The 22287-nt window shown below is 60.0% G+C and carries 18 protein-coding genes and 1 pseudogene; 5 read left to right on the forward strand and 14 right to left on the reverse strand.

Annotated elements, in window-relative coordinates; genetic code table 11:
- From ACZ9BB_RS13805 to ACZ9BB_RS13825, 5 genes and pseudogenes are all read right to left on the reverse strand, one after another.
- Positions 1-2517 (reverse strand): efflux RND transporter permease subunit, encoded by a 2517-nt coding sequence (locus tag ACZ9BB_RS13805; protein ID WP_476214264.1) that lies wholly within the window; start codon positions 2515-2517, stop codon positions 1-3.
- Positions 2518-2548: 31 nt separating this feature from the next.
- Complete coding sequence (locus ACZ9BB_RS13810; protein ID WP_476214265.1) at positions 2549-3622, reverse strand: WD40/YVTN/BNR-like repeat-containing protein; 1074 nt, start codon at positions 3620-3622, stop codon at positions 2549-2551.
- A 150-nt stretch (positions 3623-3772) separates the two neighbouring features.
- Complete coding sequence (locus ACZ9BB_RS13815) at positions 3773-5131, reverse strand: DUF1329 domain-containing protein (protein WP_476214266.1); 1359 nt, start codon at positions 5129-5131, stop codon at positions 3773-3775.
- A 42-nt stretch (positions 5132-5173) separates the two neighbouring features.
- Positions 5174-7187, reverse strand: a pseudogene (locus tag ACZ9BB_RS13820) (DUF1302 domain-containing protein).
- A gap of 127 nt (positions 7188-7314) precedes the next feature.
- Positions 7315-7881 carry an RBBP9/YdeN family alpha/beta hydrolase gene (locus ACZ9BB_RS13825; RefSeq protein WP_476214267.1) on the reverse strand — a complete coding sequence of 189 codons (567 nt, stop codon included), beginning with the start codon at positions 7879-7881 and terminating at the stop codon, positions 7315-7317.
- A 356-nt stretch (positions 7882-8237) separates the two neighbouring features.
- Here ACZ9BB_RS13825 and ACZ9BB_RS13830 point away from each other — a divergent pair, with 356 nt between their 5' ends.
- Positions 8238-9257 (forward strand): AraC family transcriptional regulator, encoded by a 1020-nt coding sequence (locus ACZ9BB_RS13830; protein WP_476214268.1) that lies wholly within the window; start codon positions 8238-8240, stop codon positions 9255-9257.
- A gap of 167 nt (positions 9258-9424) precedes the next feature.
- Here ACZ9BB_RS13830 and ACZ9BB_RS13835 read toward each other — a convergent pair whose 3' ends face one another.
- The 8 genes from ACZ9BB_RS13835 to ACZ9BB_RS13870 all read right to left on the reverse strand — a co-directional run bounded on the left by ACZ9BB_RS13835 (position 9425) and on the right by ACZ9BB_RS13870 (position 16754).
- Positions 9425-9988: a hypothetical protein gene (locus ACZ9BB_RS13835; protein WP_476214269.1), complete on the reverse strand. Its 564-nt coding sequence runs from the start codon at positions 9986-9988 to the stop codon at positions 9425-9427.
- A gap of 370 nt (positions 9989-10358) precedes the next feature.
- The gene (locus ACZ9BB_RS13840) at positions 10359-11369 is read right to left on the reverse strand and encodes a YeiH family protein (protein ID WP_476214270.1); all 1011 of its coding nucleotides are present in this window, start codon (positions 11367-11369) and stop codon (positions 10359-10361) included.
- Positions 11366-11692 (reverse strand): Rieske (2Fe-2S) protein, encoded by a 327-nt coding sequence (locus ACZ9BB_RS13845; RefSeq protein ID WP_476214271.1) that lies wholly within the window; start codon positions 11690-11692, stop codon positions 11366-11368. The genes ACZ9BB_RS13840 and ACZ9BB_RS13845 overlap by 4 nt, the downstream gene beginning before the upstream one ends.
- A complete protein-coding gene (locus ACZ9BB_RS13850; RefSeq protein ID WP_476214272.1) occupies positions 11689-12351 on the reverse strand; it encodes a DsbA family oxidoreductase in 663 nt (220 codons plus the stop codon). The genes ACZ9BB_RS13845 and ACZ9BB_RS13850 overlap by 4 nt, the downstream gene beginning before the upstream one ends.
- Complete coding sequence (locus ACZ9BB_RS13855; protein WP_476214273.1) at positions 12348-13679, reverse strand: MFS transporter; 1332 nt, start codon at positions 13677-13679, stop codon at positions 12348-12350. Before ACZ9BB_RS13855 ends, ACZ9BB_RS13850 begins: the two co-directional genes overlap by 4 nt.
- A 91-nt stretch (positions 13680-13770) precedes the next feature.
- A complete protein-coding gene (locus tag ACZ9BB_RS13860) occupies positions 13771-14823 on the reverse strand; it encodes a beta-keto acid cleavage family enzyme (RefSeq protein ID WP_476214274.1) in 1053 nt (350 codons plus the stop codon).
- 87 nt (positions 14824-14910) lie between these two features.
- Entirely contained in the window at positions 14911-15759 is an 849-nt protein-coding gene (locus tag ACZ9BB_RS13865; RefSeq protein WP_476214275.1) for a TauD/TfdA dioxygenase family protein, read from the reverse strand.
- Positions 15760-15773: 14 nt separating this feature from the next.
- Entirely contained in the window at positions 15774-16754 is a 981-nt protein-coding gene (locus ACZ9BB_RS13870; RefSeq protein ID WP_476214276.1) for a quinone oxidoreductase family protein, read from the reverse strand.
- Between the two features lie 230 nt (positions 16755-16984).
- Between ACZ9BB_RS13870 and pdxR the strand changes: the two genes are divergently transcribed.
- The 4 genes from pdxR (at position 16985) to ACZ9BB_RS13890 (ending at position 21273) form a co-directional block, all read left to right on the forward strand.
- Complete coding sequence (pdxR, locus tag ACZ9BB_RS13875) at positions 16985-18490, forward strand: MocR-like pyridoxine biosynthesis transcription factor PdxR (protein ID WP_476214277.1); 1506 nt, start codon at positions 16985-16987, stop codon at positions 18488-18490.
- 110 nt (positions 18491-18600) lie between these two features.
- Positions 18601-19671 carry a sugar phosphate isomerase/epimerase family protein gene (locus ACZ9BB_RS13880; RefSeq protein ID WP_476214278.1) on the forward strand — a complete coding sequence of 357 codons (1071 nt, stop codon included), beginning with the start codon at positions 18601-18603 and terminating at the stop codon, positions 19669-19671.
- A gap of 38 nt (positions 19672-19709) precedes the next feature.
- The gene (locus ACZ9BB_RS13885) at positions 19710-20975 is read left to right on the forward strand and encodes an MFS transporter (protein ID WP_476214279.1); all 1266 of its coding nucleotides are present in this window, start codon (positions 19710-19712) and stop codon (positions 20973-20975) included.
- A gap of 115 nt (positions 20976-21090) precedes the next feature.
- On the forward strand, positions 21091-21273 hold the full coding sequence (locus tag ACZ9BB_RS13890; RefSeq protein ID WP_007897082.1) for a hypothetical protein: 183 nt from the start codon (positions 21091-21093) through the stop codon (positions 21271-21273).
- 96 nt (positions 21274-21369) lie between these two features.
- On the opposite strand, the gene ACZ9BB_RS13895 is transcribed toward ACZ9BB_RS13890, so the two are convergent.
- On the reverse strand, positions 21370-21945 hold the full coding sequence (locus tag ACZ9BB_RS13895) for a hypothetical protein (RefSeq protein WP_476214280.1): 576 nt from the start codon (positions 21943-21945) through the stop codon (positions 21370-21372).
- Positions 21946-22287 lie beyond the last annotated feature (342 nt).

Raw genomic sequence — 22287 nt, forward strand, 5'->3', positions numbered from 1 at the left:
TTACTCGGAAGTGGTCAGGGCACGCGGCATGTCCTGACGTTGGGATGTACCGGTTTCACCGGTTTGTGCCACATGGGCTTGTGGAACGGGGTGACGCAACAAGAAGTACGACAGGGCTGGAATCAGGATCAGTGCGCCGAGCATGTTCCACAGGAACATGAAGGTCAGCAGGATGCCCATGTCGGCCTGGAACTTGATCGGTGACCAGACCCAGCACACCACGCCCGCCGCCAGGGTGATGCCCACCAGGCCCACCACCCGGCCGGTGAACGACACGGCATTGCGGTAAGCCTGACTCAGCGGCAGGCCCTGGCGCTGGTAATGCAACTGCACGCTGAGCAGGTACAACGCGTAGTCCACGCCGATGCCCACACCCAATGCGATCACCGGCAAGGTCGCGACCTTCACGCCAATGCCCATGGCCACCATCAACGCCTCGCAAAGGATCGAGGTCAGCACCAGCGGCAACAACGCAACCAACGTGGCGCGCCAGCTGCGGAAGGTAATCAGGCAGAACAGCGTCACCGCCGCATAGACGTACAGCAGCATGGTGCGATTGGCCTCGCGCACCACAATGTTGGTCGCCGCTTCAATCCCGGCCGACCCGGCCGCCAGCAGGAACTGGCGATCATCGCTGTTGTTCTCCCGGGCGAACTTTTCGGCGATGCCCACCACGGCATCCAGGGTCTCGGCCTTGTGGTCCTTGAGGAAGGTGATCACCGGCATCAGCGAACAATCGGTGTTGAACAACTCCGGGGAGTTAACCGAGGCTTGCTGCGCGGCGTAGTTCAGCACGTCCTGATTGCGCTGGATGCTGTTGAGCTTGGGGTTGCCTTCATAGGTGCCGGCAGTGATCTGGCGCACCGCGTTGACCAACGACGCCGTGGCCTGCACGCCCGGATACTGCTGCAGTTCCCAGGCCAGACGGTCGGCGAGGATCAGCGTCTTGTAGTTCAGGCAGCCTTCCGGTGCGGTCCTGATCATCACCGCGAACAGGTCGCTGGACAGCGCGTAGTGGCTGGTGATGTAGGCGTTGTCACGGTTGTAGCGAGAGTCGGCACGCAGCTCCGGTGCGCCACTTTCCAGGTCGCCGATCTTCAACTGCAGGCTGACCATGAAGCCGCCGATGCCCATCAGCACCGCCACCAATACCGCCCCCGTGGCCCATTTGGCCGTGGTGAAGCGGTCGAGCAAGTCCCACAGTTTGCCGAAGCCTTTGTGCCCTTCTGCGCGCGTGTCGATTTTCAGCGCACGCTCGGCAGCCCGGGTGCCGACGCCGACATAAGACAACGCCACCGGCATCAGTAATAGCGAGGTGAAAATCAGCACCGCCACGCCGATACTGGCGGTGATCGCCAGGTCGCGGATCACTGGAATGTCGATCAGCATCAGCACCGCGAACCCGACGGCATCGGCCAGCAGCGCGGTGACGCCGGCAATGAACAGACGGCGGAAGGTGTAGCGTGCGGCGATCAGTTTGTGGGTGCCACGGGCGATGTCTTGCATGATCCCGTTCATCTTCTGCGCCGCGTGGGACACGCCGATGGCGAAGATCAGGAATGGCACCAGCACCGAGTACGGGTCGATGGCATAGCCGAGCCAGGCGACGATGCCGAGTTGCCAGACCACCGCGATCAGCGAGCAGCCGACCACCAGTAAGGTGCTGCGAACGCATCGGGTGTAGGCGTAGATGATGATCAGCGAAGTGACGACGGCCAGGCCGAAGAACATCATCACCTGAATCAGCCCGTCGATCAGGTCGCCCATCAGTTTGGCGAAACCGATCACCCGGACTTTGTACTGGCCCTTGCCCTCCTCCCCGGCCTTGCGCGCGGCGCTGTCACCTGTGAATTCGATCTTGTCGCGCAACTGCTCCTCGAGTATCTGCGAAAAGGCGTGATAGTCGATGCGCTGACCGCTGGCCGTGGCTTTGTCCAGCAGCGGAACAATGAGCATGCTCGATTTGTAGTCGCTGGCCACCAGACTGCCCACAATGCCAGCGCGGGAGATGTTCTGGCGCAGCTGTTCTATTTCTTCCGGCTTGCCCTGGTAGGTATCGGGCATCACCGGGCCACCCTGGAAACCCTCCTCGGTGACTTCGGTCCAGCGCACCGCCGGGCTCCACAACGACTTCATCCAGGCGCGGTCGACGCCTTCGGTGACGAACAGCTGATCGTTGACCTGTTTGAGCACGTCAAGATAAGCGGGGTCGAAAATATCGCCCTGGGTGTTCTCCACCACCACCCGTACCGAGTTACCCAAACCCCGTAGCGACTGGCGGTTTTCCAGGAAGTTCTGGATGTACGGCTGGCTCTGCGGAATCATCTTTTCGAAGCTTGGCCGCAACTCCAGGCGAGTTGCGGCCATGTAACCCAACACTACGGTGGCCAGCGCCATCAGCAGCATGAACAGCGGACGGTAGTTGAACACCAGCCGCTCCAGCCGATTGCCGGAATGGCGATCGAAGTCGCGCAAATCGCGGATCACCGGCATGGTTTCTTGTTTGGTATGGCCCATGTCTGGGTTCTCGCTCTGAGGGTTCGAGGGCTTATTCAACGGACAGCGTGCGGGCACCACGGCCGCCAACCACCACCAGCGCACCATCGGCGGCGCGCGCGACGCCAGTCACCGGGACCGGCTCGGCCTGCTGCACCCAGTGCATTTGCGCACCGCTGCCCTGGCTGACGAGCATCCGCCCGCCCTGGGTGAACAAACGGTAATCGCCACGGCCATCGACGATGCCGGCGGTGATGCTGACGTGCAGGCCACTGTCCAGCGGGGTCCAGCTGTGACCGCCATCGGTGCTGCGCAGCACATTGCCGCGCAAACCGTAGACGAGCGCTTCCCCGGGCTTGCCGAGAACACCGAAAAAACTGCCCTGATAGGGTGTCTGCACGGCGGCGAACCGCTGTTGGGTGTCATCCCACTTGAGCAACAAGCCTTGCTCTGCAGCGATGTACAGCGCATCCCCGGTGGAGGCGATGGCGTTGAGGTGAAAGCCCTGCGGGTTGTCGATGCGGTCCTGATACGGTGTCCAGCTCTGGCCGCCATCCTCGGTGCGCAGGATCAGGTTGAACACCCCGACCACATAGCCGAGGCGGTCGTTGGCGAACCAGACATCGAGCAAGGGTTTATCGGCGCCCTGCGCCATCAGGCGCTCACCTTCGGCGACCAGCCGTGGCCATTGTTCGTCGCCAGGTTGTGCAGCGGCCAATGCCTGGTAATGCTTGACCAGCAAGGCCCCGATCTCGCGGCCGTCCAGTTGCTTGCGCCAGGTCGCTCCCGCGTCACCGCTGTGCAACACCACGCCGTCGCCGCCCACCGCCCAGCCTTGGGTGGCGGAAGGAAAACTCACGGCATTGAGGTCGGCACTGACTGGCACCGCGGCCTGCTGCCAGTGTTTGCCGGCATCATCGGAATACAGAATGTGGCCACGCTGCCCGACCGCGACCAGACGCTCGCCCGCGTGGGCCACGCCGGATAACGGGCTGTCGACGGCCAAGGCACTGACCCTGGCCGGCAGGTCCAGCACGTCGACATAGCCGGACGCCTGGCTGAGGCCTTGCAACATTGCAAGCATGGCGCCGAGCGCCAACTGCAGATAATTCTTGTACGAACACATACCGCGTCCTCTTCGGATAACCGCACCGGGACACACATCCGTGTGCCTGACGTTCAAACCTTGCGCCCGAAACGATCGGCATGCGCCGACCGTCGTGCGGTCCTCTGCCTGACTGGCACTGGACCGAACGGACGCTTTGTCACGGTTTGCCTAGCGAATCCCGCTACCGGCCAGCGACTCCGGCGACCACTGCGCCTTGGAGAGCGGATCGATGTACTTGATGCCGCCGTAAGGGCCCACCACACCGTTGATGTTGTAGGAGCCACCGACCAGGTCATAAATCATGAAGGGCGTGGAGTCCGGGATCTGCTTGTCGTAGCTCTGGCTGAGGAATGCGAAGGAGCCACGGTACAGCTGACCACGGGCGTCGTACTGGTCAGAGGCCAGAGCGGTCCAGCTGTCTTCATCGAGGTAGAAGCGGCGCTTCTGATAGATGTGTCGAGCGCCGGCCTTGAGGTTGCCCTCCACCACCCAGACCCGGTGTTTTTCCCAGCGCACGTAATCGGGAGCCAGGTGATTGGCGGTGGTCAGCGACTTGGGATCCTGGGCGTAGGTCAGCTTGTAGGTGTTGTACGGCACGATCATTTCCTGCTTGCCCACCAGCTTCCAGTCGTAGCGATCCAGGGCACCGTTGAACACGAAAACATCGTCGTAGGTGCCCGCGCCGGCGGTACCGGGATTAGGCGTGTCATAGGCCAGGTTCGGTGCCAGTTTGACCCGACGCTGGCCCGGCAGGTATTGCCAGGCGCGGCGCGGCTGTTGCAGCGGGTTGGCGGCGTCCTTGAGCATCACCGCTTCACCGGCCCGGCGCGCAGGGCCGGTGTAAGACAGCTTCATCTGGTAGTACACGTCGGCGCTGCTGATCGGCTGCGCCAGGTTCTCGTAGATCGGATAGGAAATGAAGGCTTGCCCGGTCGTCGCCAGACTCGGCACGCCAGCGGAGTCAACGTTCCAGGAGTCGTACTTGGAGTTAATGTTGACGCCCTGAAAACGCAACAGGAAGTTCCACATGGCCTCGTTACCCGTCTGCGGAATCGGGAACGGCACGCCGGGCAGTACGTTGTCGATGGCCAGGCCGCCTTCGAGGGACTTGGCGCCAGTGGCGTTTTTCACGCCGTTGTCCAGCACGGCCTTGGGCAAGGAGACGGTACGGTGGGTCGGGTAGACATTGACGTGGAAGCTTGGGAAACGCTTGGCCAGTTCCGCCGTGGTTGCACTGAGTAAGCCCTTGTACTGATCAACGTTCTTGCCGTCGATCACCAGCAACGGTTTTTCGTTGACGAAGGGGTCCGGACGCATGCTGTCACCGGATTTGAAACTGGCCGGCGGCGTGGTCAGGCCACCGTCATAGGCGGGGATGGAGCCGTCGGCATTACCGGCCTTTTCAGCGCCGACCAGGGTCAGGCTGGTGCCGAGCCTGGTGGCTTCCTGAGCCGATACAACGGCTTGTGCCTGGGTAGCGATGACCATCGCCAGCGAGGCGGCTAACACGGTTTGCACACATTTCATCTTGTTATTCTCCTGCTTACTTTGAATAAGCCAGTGGTGAAATCAAAAAGTGGTTTTCATCGTCAGGTAAACGGCGCCACGGTCCTCGGTCGTGGCCCCACCACCGGAGAAGGCCGAGTAGCCACCGCCGTAGCACGCGTAGTTTTCATTGCCGCTAAAGGCATTGGGTGTGGAGCCGTCGCCGCTGCCGGCATTGGCCGCACCGGTGCTCAAACCACTGACGTCGCACTTGTCGGTCTTGCCGAAGGAGTCCACGTACTTCAGGTCGACGAAGTATTTGTTGTACACAACGGCACCCACGCCCACGGCATAGTTGCCGGTGTCTTTGGCACCGCCACCGGACACCGGTGACACGCCGTCAAGACCGACGTTGATGGACATCGGTGCGTTGAGATCGACCCCCGGGAATACCTGGTACCAGGTCGGTGTGAAGTTGACCGCAATACCCCAGTTGTCCCGGGTCGGCTGGTCGATGCCGTGATAGGTGTCCTTGCCCTTGTAGAGCGCTTCGTTCTTGCTATCGAGCTTGAGCAAGTTGCTGTAGTACAACTCGGCGAGCAGGCTGGCCGAATCGAACACCGGTGTTTTCGGGAAGGTCCATCAGACCGTTGAGCGTCCAGTGTAAGGTGTCGCCGGTGGCGGCCATGCTGTCGCCCTTCTGCGGGGTGTCATAAACCACACCGGTGGCAGCCGTACGCGGCGGCAACAGACCAAGACCCGCGCCCAGGCCTAGCGGACTGTTAGTGCTGACAACCGCCGGAATACTGGCCAACGGCATGTTGTGACGAATGTTCAGGTCCGACCCGACACTGATACCGCCCACATCCTTGGACAGGCTCAGGCCAACGATCTTGATGTTGTCGGCATAGGCCATTTGATAGGTGGCGGTGCTCAGCGAGTTGAGCGTGTTGATCACCGCAGGCACTTGCCCTGCCGGCCGGGTGCCGTTGGGGTTGGCCGAACTCAGGCCTCTGGCATCCAGCCAGGCTTGCGGCAGGATTTCCGAGGTTTCGCGGTAATAAACGCCGAGGGTGCCATCCAGCCAGGCGGGCGACCACTTGGCCATCACGCCCCAGTCTCCGCGCTTGTCCGGCGTCAGGTCGTGGCCGCGACGCACATTGGTCAGCCCGTTGCAGGGCGCCAGACCACAACCTAGTGGACTGCCCGGCACCACGCCGTTGGTGTTGCCCAGCAGGAACGATTGCGCACCGAAGCCGACCAGATCGGAACCGCCATAGTAAGTACCGGCTTCAGGCAGGCGGGCGGCATCCCAATCCAGGAAATACTGAGCGCCCACGGTCAACTCAGGATTGACGGTGAACGACATCGACAACTGGTTACGCGGAACGAACAGTTCCTTGGCTTCGGTACCGGGCGAGGCAGCCAGTTTGGCCAGGTCCAGGCCCGATTGGCCGTAACTGATCGAGTGCACCGGGTTGAGAATGGTCTCGCCCCAGAACACGTTGTGCTGTCCGGCCTTGACGCTCAGCAGCGACTCCTCGCCCACTTCGGTGCTGTAGAACACGAAGGCATCGAGAATTTCGCCGGATGGACCGGTGTAGTAACGCTGGGCGTAGTGGCTCAGGTGGGGGCTGCCATTGCCGACATTGTCGCCGGTGACCCCGGCCAGGCGCGGATCGTTGGCGACCAGACCCGACCTTGCATCATTGCCGTTGACGAACGGGTTGGAATTGGAACCGGTGTTCTCGTAGGCCTTGTCGTACCAACTGGCGGCACTGACGCGAAAGCCCATGTGGTTCTGGTGGACCACATCCATTTCGGTCAACAGGTCGATGCGGTTGGTGATGTTGGTTCCGGCCTTGCGGAAGTTGTAGTCGCCATCGTTGTTGTTCGGGGTCGCCAACATGCGCTTGTCGGCGCTTTCGGTGCGTACGCCGTAGTTGTACTTCACGGTGTTATCAAAACGCACGGTCCAGTCCGGGTTACCTGTGTCGAGTTCGACCGCCTGCGCGACCGGCACGGCTGCGGCCAGAATGGCCGAGGCCAGCAAGGTGTATCGCGAGGATGCGAACCCGTGACTCTTATTGTTGTGCATTACGTTGTCTCCGCCTTTTTGTATTTGTTTTAAGCGCAGCCGCCCTCGCGCAGCCCTTGTTCCAGGGATTTGCGTTTTTCAGGAGTGAGGGCAAATGCCGGATGGCTGAAGCCAACCGGCGCCTGAACTAGCGATCCAGCTCCAGGATCAATGCTTCGGCTTGAGGCCAGTGGCCAAAACCTGCAGCCGGATTGAGATGACCCACCTCGCCCATGTTGCGCAGTTCGCTGCCCCAGCCTTCAGCCAGGCGAGTGACGGCGTCCAGGCTGGCGAGGTGGTCATTGGTACTGGCGGCCACCAGACTGCGGAACGGCAGTGGCGCTTTTGGTAGCGGACTCCAACCCTGGGTACGCAGGGTTTCAGTAGATGGGTAGCCTTGTGGCCAATGAGCATCGAGATCTGGAGGCGTGGCCAGCAGCGCACCCTTGATCGGCCGACGGTGTTGCGCAGCCCAGTGCGCGACCATCAACACGCCGGCGCTGTGCGCGACCAGAATCACCGGCCCGTCGATCTGTTCCAGCGCGTGCTGGATCGCTTCGACCCGCTTGGCGCAATCGAGCTTGTCGGTTTCCAGCGGCGGCACACTGCGCACCTTGCAGAGCCTTGCCTCAAGCAGCGTTTGCCAATGCTCGGCAACGTGCTCGCGCAGGCCCGGTACGATCAGAACGGTTGCGGCAGTTTGCAGTTTGTCCACTTCAACACCTTCGCTTTCTCGATGACTCGACTGGCTCTATTCGCCAGGGGCTTTTTGTAGGACTGACATTAAAGAGCGCCCACCCGAGGCGCTTTTCATTGGACGTCAGGCACTTTTCTTTTCATGACAGATTTCCAGGTGTTGACGTGCCCCGACCATTGGTCGAAAAACCCCGCAGCTGCCCTGTGGGTCACTGTAATCAATGGGTGAGCGTCGATTGCTCGACGACAACGCAGGTGCTTGTGGACAGCATTGGGCGAGCGCCCTCGACAACGTCACAACTGTTCAATTGCTGATGTGCTGGATATAGTCGCCACGCTCATTCGAATCGCAACCGGCCCAGGAAAGACCTTCGCATGCCCAAGCTTGTTCGCGCCGCCGTCTTGACCAACTACCTGGAGGTCACCCAGTACCTGGGGTTCAACCCGCGTGATGCACTGGCCGGCGTCGGCCTGAGCAAAGCGCTGCTGCAAGCGCCCGAACACCGCATCCCCATTGATGCCGCCGTGCGCCTGCTGGAAGATTCGGCCGCCGCCAGTGGCTGCCAGAGCTTCGGCCTGAGCATGGCCGAATCGCGTCAGCTCTCGGACTTCGGTGTGGTCAGTCTGCTGCTCAGCCATCAGCGAACGCTGCGAGATGCCTTGCAGGTCGTGGTGCATTACCGTCATCTGATGAACGATTCGTTGGCCATCTTCATTGAAGAGGCCGGCAAGATGGTGATCATTCGCGAAGAGGTGGTCACTGAATCGCCCATGCCCAGCCGGCAAGCCACCGAACTGGCCATCGGGGTGATGTTCCGCTTGTGCGCCGCCCTGCTTGGCTCACACTGGCATCCCTACAGTGTGAACTTCACGCACCAGCCTCCCGACAACCTGCAACTGCATCGCCGCCTGTTCGGCTGCACGCTGGAATTCGGCAGCGAGTTCAATGGCATTGTCTGTTCCGATGCCAGCCTCGACTTGACCAACCCCCATGCCGACCCGGCCATGGCGCGCTACGCCCAGAGTTACCTCGACTCACTGCTCAGCCACGAAGGTCCCTCGATGCTGTTCGAGGTGCGCAAAGCCATTTACCTGCTGCTGCCGATGGGACGCGCCACCATCGAGCAGATCGCCCAGACCCAGGGCATGAACGTTCGAACCCTGCAGCGTCGCCTGAAAGACGACGGTTGCGCCTTCAATGACTTGATCAATGACGTGCGCCGCGATCTGGTGCTGCGCTACCTGGAAAACCCGAATTACTCGTTGGGCCGAATCGCCGACATGCTCGGCTACTCCATGGCGAGTTCTTTCACCCGCTGGTTCATCACCCAGTTCGGCATGCCGCCCGCCGCGTGGCGCGCACAAAAACACACCGTCAAAGCCCCCCGGGCCTGACCACCCTGCCCGGCTCCAGCGAACCCTAAATCGAACGCAACAGACGCAGGGCATGCAAAAAAAAGGCTCTTCACGGACTATCGGGAAAGAACCCCAAAAAAAACCCTAGCGTTTGAGGCTAGGGCTTTCTTACCCGGCGTCGGGCTGATTACTCCTGGTCGACTACATCACGCCAGCTGGAAATAGCCGGTCCCACTACCGGAGAACTCACCGCCAATGCTCCCGCCATATTGCGATGGATGGACCAGTACGGCCAGCAGGCGCTGCCCTTCATAAAGCTGCAGGGTGAGCGAACCTGGACTAATCGACAATTGCAGCAACAACGAGATGCCGATGAGATTCCCAGCATTAGGCACCTTGCCTTGTAGGTAGATACCGGAAAGATTGATATCGGTCCCCGTACCTGTCGCCTGGCCGATAAAGCGCACTGCGGCTCCTTGCTGAGGAGCATTTGGGCCGATCTTGGCGGGTGACGCACTAATCTGGATGGTTTCGGTATGAGAGTAACTACCGTCGCCGCTACCTTCGAAGTTGAAGTAGCCGCAAATGTTCTGCGGCTCCCCGCATCCACACAATGATTGCGGGCCCACGTTCTGATGGAGGACCTCTTCTAGCGCCGGCTTCGCATTGGAAAGCTCTCGTAGGCGTTTGATTTGTGCATCAAAGGCAGCCTGTGATTGCTGGTTGAGGGCATCGATCTGCTCAGGTTTTATGTCTTGAAGAGACGTCATATCTAAAATCCTTTTAGTTTTTGCAAAAAGACCTGGAGACATTGCGCCTCACTCGACCAGCGCACCGTCCAGGAGCACACCACGAACCCTTCGGCTCGCGGCCATCTTTTAAAGCACAATCTGAAAAGGCTCGCAACTACTTTCATGGCGGCACAGATACCCTGGAAAACATGCCAAGTTCTATGTCGGTACAAGGCTCGCGGGCCGGTGTGTGCTTGACGATTAAGAACGACTTTCCCGGCAATCCGTGATGAACCAAAAAAAAGCGGCGACTGCTGGTACAGTCGCCGCAAAAGAACCGGTGTTTATGGACACCGGCCGAGGAGTCCTGTGGCGAGGGAGCAAGCTCCCTCGCCACTGTTTTGTGTGCCTACATTCCCCAGCGCAGCAACAGCAGCACCAGCACGACAAGGAATACCGTCTCCCCCACCATCAGCAGGATCGGCTTGATGCCCACCGCCGCCAGCTCCTTGAGTTGGGTTTTCATGCCCAGGGCGCTGATGGAAACCACCAGGCACCAGCGCGACAATTCATTGACCGATCCCTGCACCACCGGGGTTACCCAGCCGGTGCTGTTGATACAGGCCAGCATCAGAAACCCGACGGCAAACCATGGCAGCAGCGGCGGCCGTTTGCCGGCCGGGTCGGCGCCCTGCATGCGGGTAATCATCGCGGCGCAGACGATCACTGGCAGCAGCATGGCAACCCGCATCAGCTTGATCACCGTGGCTGTATCGCCAGTCTCGGTCGACATGCTGTAACCGGCGCCGACCACCTGGGCCACATCGTGGATGGTGGCGCCGAGGAACACGCCCGCCACTTGCGGCGACAACGACAGCCAGTTGGCAATCATCGGGTACACGATCATCGCCAGGGTCGACAGCGCCGACACCCCGATCACCGTGAATAACGTCGCGCGTTCTTTCTGGGGATGGTTCGGCAATGCCGCCGCCAGCGCCAACGCCGCCGACGCACCACAAATCGCGGTGGCCCCGCCGGTGAGCATGCCGAACAAACGCTGGAATCCCAGCGCCTTGGCCGCGATCACCGAGACGCCGATCGTCACCACCACCAGAATCACCACCAGCGCCACAGGCTTCCAGCCCAGCGCGGCAATCTGTTCGAGCGTGATGCGCATGCCCAGCAACGCCACGCCAATGCGCAACACCGTGCGTGCGGTGAACTCGATGCCAGCCTTGCAGGCGCCGTCACCGGCCAGGAAGTTCAGCGCCATGCCCAACAGCAAGGCAAACAGCATCACCGGTGCACCGTAATGCTCGGACAAAAAGGACGCGGCCGCCGCCACGATCAGACTGACGACAAAACCTGGCGCCAATTCTCGCGTTCGGCTATGGATACGGGTAAGAGCGATGGCGCTCATGGCGCGGACTCCTCGGGAACGATGACGATAAATGCCTGGCCGTCGATGATCTCGACCGGATAGTTGGCGACTTTGAGCCGGGTTGAATTGAGCAAGTAACCGCTGCGCAGATCGAAGCGCAGGCCATGGGCGCAGCACTGAATCACCCGCCCCTCAAGGCGCCCGCCACACAGCGAGGCGCCCTGGTGCGGGCAACTATCGTCGATGGCGAACAGGTCACCTTCAACGTTGAATAACGCCAGGCTTTTGCCATCGAATTCGAACAGCGCACGAGCATCCGCCTGCGGGAGTTTTCCGGCAGGCACGGGAATACGAAGACTCATGCTGGTTGCCGCTCATGAGTACTTTTGAGCAAGGCTTCGCACATGGCGTCAAGCAGCGCTTCGGCAGGCTGCGCGCCTACCACCGTCAGGCGATTGTCGAACCGAAAACTGGGCACGCCGTTGGTGGCCCCGGGGAATCCATCATAGGGACTGGCGTCGCCCAGCAAGCAGTCAGACACGGTGTCCGCTTCAACGCCGCACAACCGGGCAATGGCGACCAAGGTCTCACGACAACCCAGGTCCTCGCCGTTCTGGAAATACGCCGCGAACAAACGCTCAAGCAAGTCATCACGCAGCGCAACATCGCCCAACACGCTGACACGCTCCAACAGACGATGGGCGTCCGCGGTGTTGGGCATCGTCGTGATGCGGCTCAAGTCGATGGCCAGCCCGACGTCCATCGCAGCCTGCTGCACCTGGGCCTGACGCATCGCCACGACTTCAGGGCTGCCCAGACGCTTGCGATAAAACTCGGCGAAGGGTTCACCCTGTGCCGGCAGCTGCGGCAGCAATTGCACCCCGTGCCACACCGTGGTGATTTCCACGCCGGGTTGCTGGACACGCAGCAGGTCTTGCGCGCGCTCCAGTTGACGCTTGCCAATCAGGCACCACGGGCAGATGAAATCGAAAAACACATCAATACGTAAACGACCACTCACACCTTCACCTCTAACACCGCTTTGCTAATCGAATCGTGGACGTGCTCGCCTCGAAGCCGGGCGATGTCCTTGTGGTAATGACACTTGGCATAAAAGAACACGGCCGCTGCCGCGATGCTGACCAGTGGCACCATTTGAAAAGCCGCCTGCAAGCCGATGAGGTCGGACACCCGGCCGGTGATGAACGGCCCAGGCGCCAACCCCAGCATGTTGTTGGCCAGGGTCAGCGTGGCGAAGGCCGTGCCATGGACCGAGTAATGGGTCAGGTTGGCAACCATGGCGCCGCAAGGGCCGGTCGTGCCGGCGGCAATCAACATCCCCAGGCAAATCAGCACCAATTGCACAGGCCCTGCCGGTAAAGCGAACGCCGCCGACAACAGCAGACAACTGCCCAGGCAATAAGCGATGGCCAAAGCGACTTTGCGCTCCGGCGAATGGCGACACAGTCGATCGCTGAGCATGCCGCACAGGATCATCCCCGCACCGCTGCACAGCACGATGATCGCCGCGACGCCGCCCGCCTTGTCCGTGGCCATGTGGTAATAACGATTGAGGTAACTGGGCATCCACACAATCACGGTGCCGCCAACGAACAGTTGCAAGCCACTGCCGATGTAGGCAGCGATCACCGAGCGGCTGGAAAACAGCGTACGCAACGGACGCTTGACCGCAGCAGCCGCCTTGTTTGCCGCCAGGGAGGCACGTTGCGGCGCGATGCGCGCTTCCTTGACGATGATCGGGTAAAGCACTGCCAGCAACAGGCCAAACAACGCCATGCCGGCAAACGACCAGCGCCAGCCAAGCTTGGCGGCGATTGCACCGCCCAGCGCCATCCCCAATACCGAACCGAACATGCCGCCCGCCATGAAGGCACTGGCCAGGGTTGCACGCAGGTGTTTGGGAAACACCGAAATCACCACCGCGATGCCGACGCTGCCGTACGCCGCTTCGCCGACGCCGACCATGAACCGTGCAATGAACATCTGCTGGTAGTCCTGCGCCAATGCGCAGCCCAACGTCGCCAGGCTCCACAGCAAAGCCATCAGCGCCAGGCTCTTGACCCGGCCGAAGCGATCCGCCAGCAATGACAGGGGAAATGTCAGCAACCCCACCATCAAGGCGACAATGCCACTGAGCAGGCCGAGCTGACCGTCGCTCAAGGCCCATTCGCCCTTGAGCATCGGGAACACCGCGTTCAGCACCTGACGCGACATGTAATCGGAAATCAACAGGCCGAACGTCAGTGCAAAGACGATCCAGGCATACTTGCGCGCAACGCCGACGCCACTGCAGTCATCATCGTCTGCGGCGATTGGGTGAAAGGCCATGCAGCCTCCTCAAAGCTTCGTTTTATTGTTGTTATCAAGCGTGTTGCAGTGCAGCGAGCGGGAGGCCATTGCCCCCCGCTTCGTCTGCCGATCAGCCGCGTTGTGGCACACCTTTTTGCCCAGCCTTGCGGTTGGGGGCCATGCCATTGGCCAACAGGGTTTCTTCGATACTTTGGTACTGCACGCCGATGCGGTAGATCTCGCGGGCTTCTTTACCCGTGGCGATTTCGCGACCCAGCTCATGGGCGATGCGCACGGTTTGCTTGATCTGCGCAACTGAGCCGAAACGATCGCCCTTGTGATCAATGATAGTGTCTTCATTGCCCACACGCGGGTGCATACCCATGGCCATCGACATGGTGTTGAACGGCATGACGTTCTTGAGCAGCGACTCGGAGGTCAGGGTGCAACCGTCTGGCGCGCGGTGGACGAAGTTGAAGAAGTTGAACGGATTGGGGCCATCAAAACCGCCGCCGATACCGATCCAGGTCAGGTTCAACGGGCCCTTGTAGACACCCTTGCGCACCAGGCGCTCAAGGGTTTCCATGGCATGCATGCCAGTCAGCTGGAAGTGCGGCTGGATGCCGTTGTCCATCAGACGCTTGAGGTGCTCGGCGACCCAGGCCGGGCCGGCCGGTACGGTCATCTCGCTGTAGGCCGCCTGATAGGCAGGATTGGCCAGGGACGTGCCTTCCAGGTATTGCGGATACAGCAGCTCCATGATGTTCATCTGGGTGGTGTTGATCGCCACCGTGACCTGATCCGGTTTTGGTGTCAGCTCGGCCAACATGTGCCGGGTATCGTCAGACAGCCACTTGGCGGCTTCGCCATCGCTTTCCGGTGCAAAAGAAATCGAACCACCGACCTGGATGATCATGTCCGGCACGGCTTCACGCACACCGGCGATCAACTCATTGAACTTGGACAGACGCTTGGAACCCTTGCCGTCCAATTCACGCACGTGCAGGTGCAATACCGTTGCACCCGCCTCATAACAATCAACCGCTTTCTGCACCTGCTCGTCCATGGTCAGCGGGATGTCTTCGGGGAAGTCTTCCGGCATCCACTCGGGGCCATACGGGGCCACGGTGATCACCACTTTTTCCATGTTTTCCGGGTGCAGGGAATCGTCGAAGAATTGCATGAGTTACTCCTGTTCTTATGATTGTTCCGCCCACCCGGGATCGTGCCGGGCCGGCGTGTTTACGAGTGCGAATGCAGTTGCGGTCGATCAGTAAGTCTTGTCGCCGATGATCCCGGCACGCTCCATCTTGCGATGGCACGGCGGGTAATCCATGACGGCATAGTGCTGGGTACTGCGGTTGTCCCAGATGGCGATGCTGTTGGGTTTCCAGCGCCAGCGCACCTGATACTCGGGGATGTAGGCCTGGCTGATCAGGTAACGCAGCAGCTCACCTGCGCCCGGGTTGGCGTCCTGGCCGAAGCGCACCCGCTCGGGGGTGTGGTAGTTGCTCAAGTGCGTCGTGAAGGCGTTGACGAACAGCACCTTCTCTCCGGTTTCCGGGTGGGTGCGCACCACCGGGTGCTCGGCATCCGGGTACATCGCCTTGAGCGCCAGACGCTTTTCGATCGGCATGGCGGCACCGAAACTCGCTTCGATGCTGTGGCGGGCCCGCAGGTCGGCGACCTTCACCTTCACGTCTTCGGGCAAGCGCGTATAGGCCTCGACCATGTTGGCCCACATGGTATCGCCGCCTACCGGTGGGCACTCCACGCAGCGCAGCACGCAGCCCATCGGCGGCGCCTCGCGCCAGGTCGCGTCGGTGTGCCAGGCGTTTTCGTAGCGGTCCATCGGCTGGTCCGGATTCTTGTAGATGCGCACCAGCCCTGGATGATCCGGATCACTGCCGGCCACCGGATGATCCTCCAGTTCGCCAAACCGTCGGGCGAATGCCACATGCTCGTCGCGTGTGATGTCCTGATCACGCAGGAACACCACCCGATGCTTGAGCAACTGAGCACGAATCTCGGCAAAAAGACCGTCGTCATGGACGGCGTCGGCGAGGTTGACGCCCACCAGCTCCGCGCCAATGCTGCAAGTCAATTGTTCGACTTTCATGGCAGACGACTCCCTTAAATGACGAAAATCGATGAGCCTGTGGTTTTGCGTGATTCCAGGTCGCGATGGGCCTGGACGGCATCCTGCAATGCATAGTGCTGGTTGATCTCGATCTTGATCCGACCGCTGCCGACATGGTCGAACAATTCGCCGGCCAACGCGGCCTTTTCCGCCGGGTCGGCGATGTAATCGGCCAGGGCCGGACGGGTCAAGAACAGTGAGCCTTTCATCGCCAGCAGTACCGGATCGAAAGCCGGGATCGGACCGGAGGCCGTGCCGACACACACCATCAGGCCGCGGCGCTTGAGCGAATCCAGAGAGCCCATGAAAGTGTTCTTGCCGACACTGTCGAACACCACGTTGACCCCCACGCCATCCGTCAGCTCGCGAACACGCAGGGCAACATCCTCATGGCTGTAGTTGATGACATGGTCGCAGCCATGGGCACGAGCGATTTCGCCCTTGACCTCGGTGGACACGGTGCCAATGACGGTCAGGCCAAGCAGCTTGGCCCACTGCGAAACGATCAGGCCTACGCCACCGGCAGCGGCGTGCAACAGAATGCTGTCGCCGGCCTTGAAATCATAAATGCGTCGCATCAGGTAAGACGATGTCAGGCCGCGCATGGTCATGGCCGCGGCGGTCTCGAAACTGATGGTCTCCGGCAGCTTGATCAGCGGCGCGGCCGGGATCAGACGCTCGGTGCTGTAGGCACCCAGGGTATTGAGAAAACCGGTGTAGGTGACGCGATCGCCGACTTGTACGTTGGTCACCCCTTCGCCGATGGCCTGGACCACACCGGACGCTTCAACCCCCATGCCGTTGGGCATCGGGATCGGGTAAGTGCCATTGCGAAAGTAGGTGTCGGCATAGTTAAGGCCCACCGCCACATGACGAAGACGAACCTGGCCTGGACCGGGATCGCCGACTTCGACCTCTTCATAACGAAGGACTTCGGGACCACCGGTTTCGTAGAAGCGTACGGCTTTGGCCATTTTTTCTTATTCTCCAGTCTCAGTTGGGCGTGCTGCGTCGAATTGCGCTGATTGGACTGTAGGACGCCGTCTGGCGAGTCGCTTCTCATCAGACGACAATGGCTTTTCATTTCATGACAGAGTGCGCTGCATCAACGCCTGCGGTGGATGACTTATCCAGTACCTCTCGATACCCTGCCGGTACCTGATGGTGTTCCAGGTCAAACCACCTCCCTCCAGACGAGCATGTAATGAAATCCCCTGCAGGTTTGCTGCTGTCGGCTATCGAGCTGGACCGCGCCAGCGCCATCCCCCTGTACCGCCAACTCTATTTGCAGATTCGCAAACAGATTCTCAGCGGAAAAATGCAAGGAGGCGTGCGCCTGCCGTCGACGCGAACCCTGAGCAAAGAACTGGCGCTGTCGCGGATCACCATTCTCAATGCATTCGATCAGCTGATTGCCGAAGGCTTCCTGGCCTCGCGCACCGGTGCGGGCACCTATGTCGGCGATGAGTGGGAGAGTCGCGGGATTGCCGACGAAGAGCAGCAGCGCCAGCCGCCTCGCCTGTCCGACCTGAGCCAGTCCATGCTGTCGTTGCGCAGCAGTCACTTTCGCGGGGTTTCCTATACCGATTGGGACCCTGCGACCCCCACCTCATTCCTGCCCAGCCACAGTACCTACGACGCGTTCCCGCTGGCGGTATGGCGGCGCTTGATGAACCGCCACCTGCTCAAGCCGACCAAGGCCATGCTTGGCTATGGCGAACTGCAAGGGTTACAGGCCTTGCGCACGGCGATTGCCGACTATGTGTTTGATGCCCGTGGCATCGATTGCAGTGCCGAGCAGGTGGTCATCGTTTCAGGGGCGCAGCAAGCCTTTAACCTGCTGGGTATGTTGCTGCTCAATCCGCAGGACAGCGCATGGATGGAAGACCCGGGACACATCGCGGCGCGTATCGCGTTGCAGGCACAGGGGGCCAAAGTGGTGCCGTTGCGGATCGATGAACAAGGGATCGATATTCTGCAGGGCCTGGCCGAGTGCCCTGACGCCCGCCTGGTGTTTACCACCCCTTCTCGCCAGCATCCCTTGGGCGTCACCATGAGTTATGCGCGGCGCCAGGCCCTCATCGACTGGGCTGCGCGCCAACAGAGCTGGATCATCGAGGACGATTGCGACAGTGAATTTCGCTACAGCGGCCGCCTCCTCCCCGCGCTCTACGCCATGGACCGGATGGCTCGAGTGATCTACGTCGGCACTTTCAGCAAAGTCCTCTTCCCTTCGCTAAGACTGGGCTACGCAATACTGCCGCAAGCCCTGGTCGAACCCTTCTGCACCCTGCGCGCGGTCATGGATCGCAGCCCGCCCACGCTGCTCCAGGCGACGACGGCGGACTTCATGCGCGAAGGCCACTTCCTCGGCCATATTCGCCGCATGCGGGTGCTGTACCAGGCTCGCCAGCAAGCATTGGTCGAGCAGCTTCAGCAACAGCTGGGCGGCTTCTTCAACATCACCCCGGTGGAAGCCGGCATGCACCTGATCGCCTGGCTGCCACCCACGCTTGATGACGATGCCATCGCCAGGGAACTGGCCCGGCACAACATCCACACCTATGCCCTGAGCGATTACTGCCTCGAGCACGTCCTGCCACCTGCGCTGCTCATCGGTTTCGCCGGTACACCTGAGAGCCAGGCGCAGGAGCGCGTCGAAGCACTGGCCCGGGCCTTGAGCAAAATGGGGTACCTGCAGGCCACTTGAGCAAGGCAAGTGGTCTTATGATTTAACTGATAATGGATCTATCGAGAGTTCCTGACTGGCGCGATAAAGGCTGCGCCGGTAGACCCGGCGTCTGACCAGGAACGACTCGAATGAACAATAAGATCCAAGAGCGATTCAATGCCTTGCTCAGCCACAAGGCTGCCCAGGACGGAACACCTCCCCTACTGACTGAAGCGCTGGCCCGCCGACTGCTCGACCGGCTTGGGCAGATGCGCTTGTTTGCCCACGCCTATCCCTTGCTGACCAACCTCACCCATGGCCGTGTCACGCCTGCTGATCTGCTGGATTTCGCCTATCGCCACGAGCTGCAGGGCTTGAGCCTGCACTTGCTCGACGGCGAGGAAAACAGCCTGAGCCAAATGACGCCCGCGCAGTTGCAAGCGTTTGCCGACAAGGCCAATGCGCTCGGGCTGGATGTGCATCTGGAAATCAGCAGCACGCTGAAAAAAGACGTCGATCAGGTGATCGCTATCGCCAAGGCGCTTGGGGTTCGCAACATCCGCGTTTACTCACGCTACGAGGGGACGCTGTCCCGAGTCATGGACGTGATCGAGTCAGACCTGCATTACCTCGCGCAGCAGGCAGATGAACACGATCTGTTCTTCGACTTCGAGCAGCATGAGGAACTCAAGAGCGCCGAGATCGCGCAACTCCTGAACCGGCTGAACCACCCACGGCTACATGCCTTGTTCGACTTCGGCAACATGATCAATGCCTGCGAGCAGCCGTTACCCGCGCTGCGCACCCTGGCGCCGCACATACGCCAGACCCACCTCAAGGGTGTGCGCATCGTCCCCGAACAAAACGGCTTCGGCCATTACGGCGTGCTGCAGGGTAGCGACGATGACGACCTGCCAAGCGCCCGCATGCTGTTCGAACTGTTGATGCTCGGCGACTCAACCCCGCAAGTGATCGCGTTCATTCTTGAGCAGGAAAATCACTACGTCGCCCCGGCGTTCCGCCAGACCTTTGAAGCTGCCGATCCATTCATTGCGTACCGGGAAATGAGTGACACACCACTCCCGGACGGCTACTCGCTCGAACGAATGCTCGCCGACGAACACCGTTGGGCAAACAACCAGGTCGCCTATGTACGAAGCCTGCTGGCCGAGTTCCGAACCCTGGCCGAGTTGACCCTCGACAACCGCGAAAACGCCTGAACCTGACGTTACTACTCGATTACGCCTGGAGAACAATAATGACAACTCGTGACAAGGCCAAATGGCTCAGATTCCTGATTCTCATCCTCGGTGGCGGAACCATCTACAAACTGGCGAACCTCAAGGACGCCTTCTATGTGCCCATGCAAGAATTCATGGGTTTGAGCCACACTGAAATCGGCCTGCTGCTGAGCGCCAACGCCATCATCGCCACCGCACTGTTTGTCGTCGGCGGCTTGCTCGCCGATCGGTACGACACGCGCAAACTGATCCCCATCGGCCTGATCGGTACCGGTGGCCTGGGGTTGTATCTGGCGACCTTTCCGCCCTTCAGCAATCTGCTGATCGTGTTCAGCCTGCTGGCTGTCTGCGCCGATTGCATCTTCTGGCCCTCGCTGCTCAAAGCCATCCGCAACCTGGGTGACGATCAGGAACAGGGTCGGTTGTTCGGACTGCTGGAAGGTGGACGTGGCGTCATTGACACGCTTGTGGCTTTTTCGGCACTGGGCGTTTTCGTCGCCATGGGCTCCGGTGAAACCGGTCTGAAATCGGCCATCCTCTTCTACTCGGTCATCGACATTCTGGCCGGAACCCTGACCTGGTTCCTGCTCAAGGGCGGCAGCGCACAGTCGATTGCCAAGCCGAAGAACGGTTTGGCGAACCTGCTCGAAGCCATCAAGGTACCGGGTATCTGGCTGGTCAGCCTCAACGTGTTCATGGTCTACATCGTCTACTGCGGCCTGACCTATTTCATTCCCTATCTCAAGGAAATGTACGGGCTGCCCGTGGCACTGGTGGGCGCCTACGGCATCATCAATCAGTACTTCCTCAAAATCCTCGGTGGCCCCGCCGGTGGCTTCATTGCCGACAAGCAGTTCAAGAGCACCAGCCGCTATTTGAAATGGGCATTCCTGGCCTTGCTGCCGCTGATGGGCGTCATCCTGCTGATCCCGAAAAGCCCGAGCTTTATCTACGCAGGCATGGCCGCCACGCTGTCCTTCGCGTTGATCGTGTTTTCCATGCGCGGCGTATTCTGGGCGCCCATGGGCGAAGTCGGCATCCCTCAACACATCACCGGTTCAGCCTTCGGTATCGGCTGCCTGATCGGCTACGCACCGGGCATGTTCGCTTACGTCATCTACGGCGCAATCCTCGACCATGTCCCTGGTCAGCAAGGCTACAACTATGTCTTCAGCTTGATGAGCCTGTTGGCCATTCTTGGATTCATGGTGTCCAGCGTGTTGTATAAGAGCGTGCGGAATAAATCGGTGGCAATGGGTGGGGTGGGTGCGGTGCAAAGCTGATCGAGAGTCGCCTTCATTGAACAGGCCAAGGCCTTTCGGTGAAGCTCTCACCCTGGACTTGAAATCGTTGAGGGTTGCGACTATCAGTGAGGTTCAATCCTTCGAGGGCAATAACATGCCAACGACTGAAGAATCGATAATTGCAGCAGCCAGGCTGCGCGCCGCCTACCGGGGAGAAAACGAGGCGCTGGCTGCGGCTTCAGCGCTCGAAGCCCTGGCAGTGCTGAAAAAAACGTTAAAGGGAGATAAGTACCAAGAGGCGCTCGAAAGGCTGTATATCGAGTATTCAACCTCTTGATCCACCTGTGCCGCCTTAGCGGCGGCACATTGTTCACTTATTCAGAGCAGTTTGAACTCGCATCACCTCGCAAGACCGCAAGGGCAGCACCAGGCTTCACTTGCTGCCTGTACGTGACCACTCATCTCCCCTGGCGCCCGCTGCATTGGCGACTATCAGCGCCACTACACAGGCAACCAACGAGAACACGGCAAAAGCCCCCATCACATGCAAGTAAGGCAGTACGTGATTCCACGCTCGAGCTACCCCCAGGAAAGCGGCAAATAACCAGCCGCTCATAGAGAGAGCCCCCAAGAGAGCGAGGCGAGTGCGGCCGGAGTTGCGTAACAAGACAAAGGGGGCCTTCTGCAGCAGCGGGAACCCGATCCGATGCAGCAAAGCGCCATTGAGGCTAAGCAGCGCGACAATACTCACCTTGGCCCAGAGCTTTTGATTGAGCAGATACGCGCTCCCCTCATAGAGGTAACCCTGTAACACCAACAGCAAGCCACTTCCCCAAAGAGCCAATAGCGCGAGCGTGACGATTTTTTGGGTCTCGTCGAGATACTCACGTTGCATCTCACTCAACACATCCTTGCGCCAGCTCCATAGCTTTTGATCCGCCTGTAACACCCTCCCCAGAGCAATACAGGTGGCAATCAGATGACCATACACGAGTAGCATTTTGAGCATTACCTTGACCTTATTTTTATGTGGGCAATGCACTCCCTCGCACCCTTGATATGAAACTAAATGATACAGATTCATATTTGTATCAACAAGTTACACAATCATCCTGGGCTAACAGCGTCTACTTAGCCGGCCTCGCCGCCTCGACCCTGATGTGAAATCGACCAGTTTGGCGAATCTCGCCATAGCACAATTGACGCACCCGAGGATGAACATACGTTCATCGAAAACATTGTTCTATGCGTCTAGTCTGCGGGTTCCGACATAGTGACTACAGGAGTAACCCACCATGTTCTCGCACGAAAGCATCCCGCTGATTTCACTCTTCATCATCATGCTGCTTTG

Source organism: Pseudomonas sp. TE3552 (assembly GCF_056278945.1).

What these genes read in the sequence shown, in the direction of transcription:
- ACZ9BB_RS13810 (WP_476214265.1), bottom strand. Translation starts at nt 3,622, where the DNA reads ATGTGTTCGTACAAGAATTATCTGCAGTTGGCGCTCGGCGCCATGCTT.
- ACZ9BB_RS13870 (WP_476214276.1), bottom strand. Translation starts at nt 16,754, where the DNA reads ATGGCCAAAGCCGTACGCTTCTACGAAACCGGTGGTCCCGAAGTCCTT.
- ACZ9BB_RS13855 (WP_476214273.1), bottom strand. Translation starts at nt 13,679, where the DNA reads ATGGCCTTTCACCCAATCGCCGCAGACGATGATGACTGCAGTGGCGTC.
- pdxR (WP_476214277.1), top strand. Translation starts at nt 16,985, where the DNA reads ATGAAATCCCCTGCAGGTTTGCTGCTGTCGGCTATCGAGCTGGACCGC.
- ACZ9BB_RS13815 (WP_476214266.1), bottom strand. Translation starts at nt 5,131, where the DNA reads ATGAAATGTGTGCAAACCGTGTTAGCCGCCTCGCTGGCGATGGTCATC.
- ACZ9BB_RS13885 (WP_476214279.1), top strand. Translation starts at nt 19,710, where the DNA reads ATGACAACTCGTGACAAGGCCAAATGGCTCAGATTCCTGATTCTCATC.
- ACZ9BB_RS13895 (WP_476214280.1), bottom strand. Translation starts at nt 21,945, where the DNA reads ATGCTCAAAATGCTACTCGTGTATGGTCATCTGATTGCCACCTGTATT.
- ACZ9BB_RS13880 (WP_476214278.1), top strand. Translation starts at nt 18,601, where the DNA reads ATGAACAATAAGATCCAAGAGCGATTCAATGCCTTGCTCAGCCACAAG.
- ACZ9BB_RS13860 (WP_476214274.1), bottom strand. Translation starts at nt 14,823, where the DNA reads ATGCAATTCTTCGACGATTCCCTGCACCCGGAAAACATGGAAAAAGTG.
- ACZ9BB_RS13830 (WP_476214268.1), top strand. Translation starts at nt 8,238, where the DNA reads ATGCCCAAGCTTGTTCGCGCCGCCGTCTTGACCAACTACCTGGAGGTC.
- ACZ9BB_RS13805 (WP_476214264.1), bottom strand. Translation starts at nt 2,517, where the DNA reads ATGGGCCATACCAAACAAGAAACCATGCCGGTGATCCGCGATTTGCGC.
- ACZ9BB_RS13890 (WP_007897082.1), top strand. Translation starts at nt 21,091, where the DNA reads ATGCCAACGACTGAAGAATCGATAATTGCAGCAGCCAGGCTGCGCGCC.
- ACZ9BB_RS13865 (WP_476214275.1), bottom strand. Translation starts at nt 15,759, where the DNA reads ATGAAAGTCGAACAATTGACTTGCAGCATTGGCGCGGAGCTGGTGGGC.
- ACZ9BB_RS13835 (WP_476214269.1), bottom strand. Translation starts at nt 9,988, where the DNA reads ATGACGTCTCTTCAAGACATAAAACCTGAGCAGATCGATGCCCTCAAC.
- ACZ9BB_RS13845 (WP_476214271.1), bottom strand. Translation starts at nt 11,692, where the DNA reads ATGAGTCTTCGTATTCCCGTGCCTGCCGGAAAACTCCCGCAGGCGGAT.
- ACZ9BB_RS13840 (WP_476214270.1), bottom strand. Translation starts at nt 11,369, where the DNA reads ATGAGCGCCATCGCTCTTACCCGTATCCATAGCCGAACGCGAGAATTG.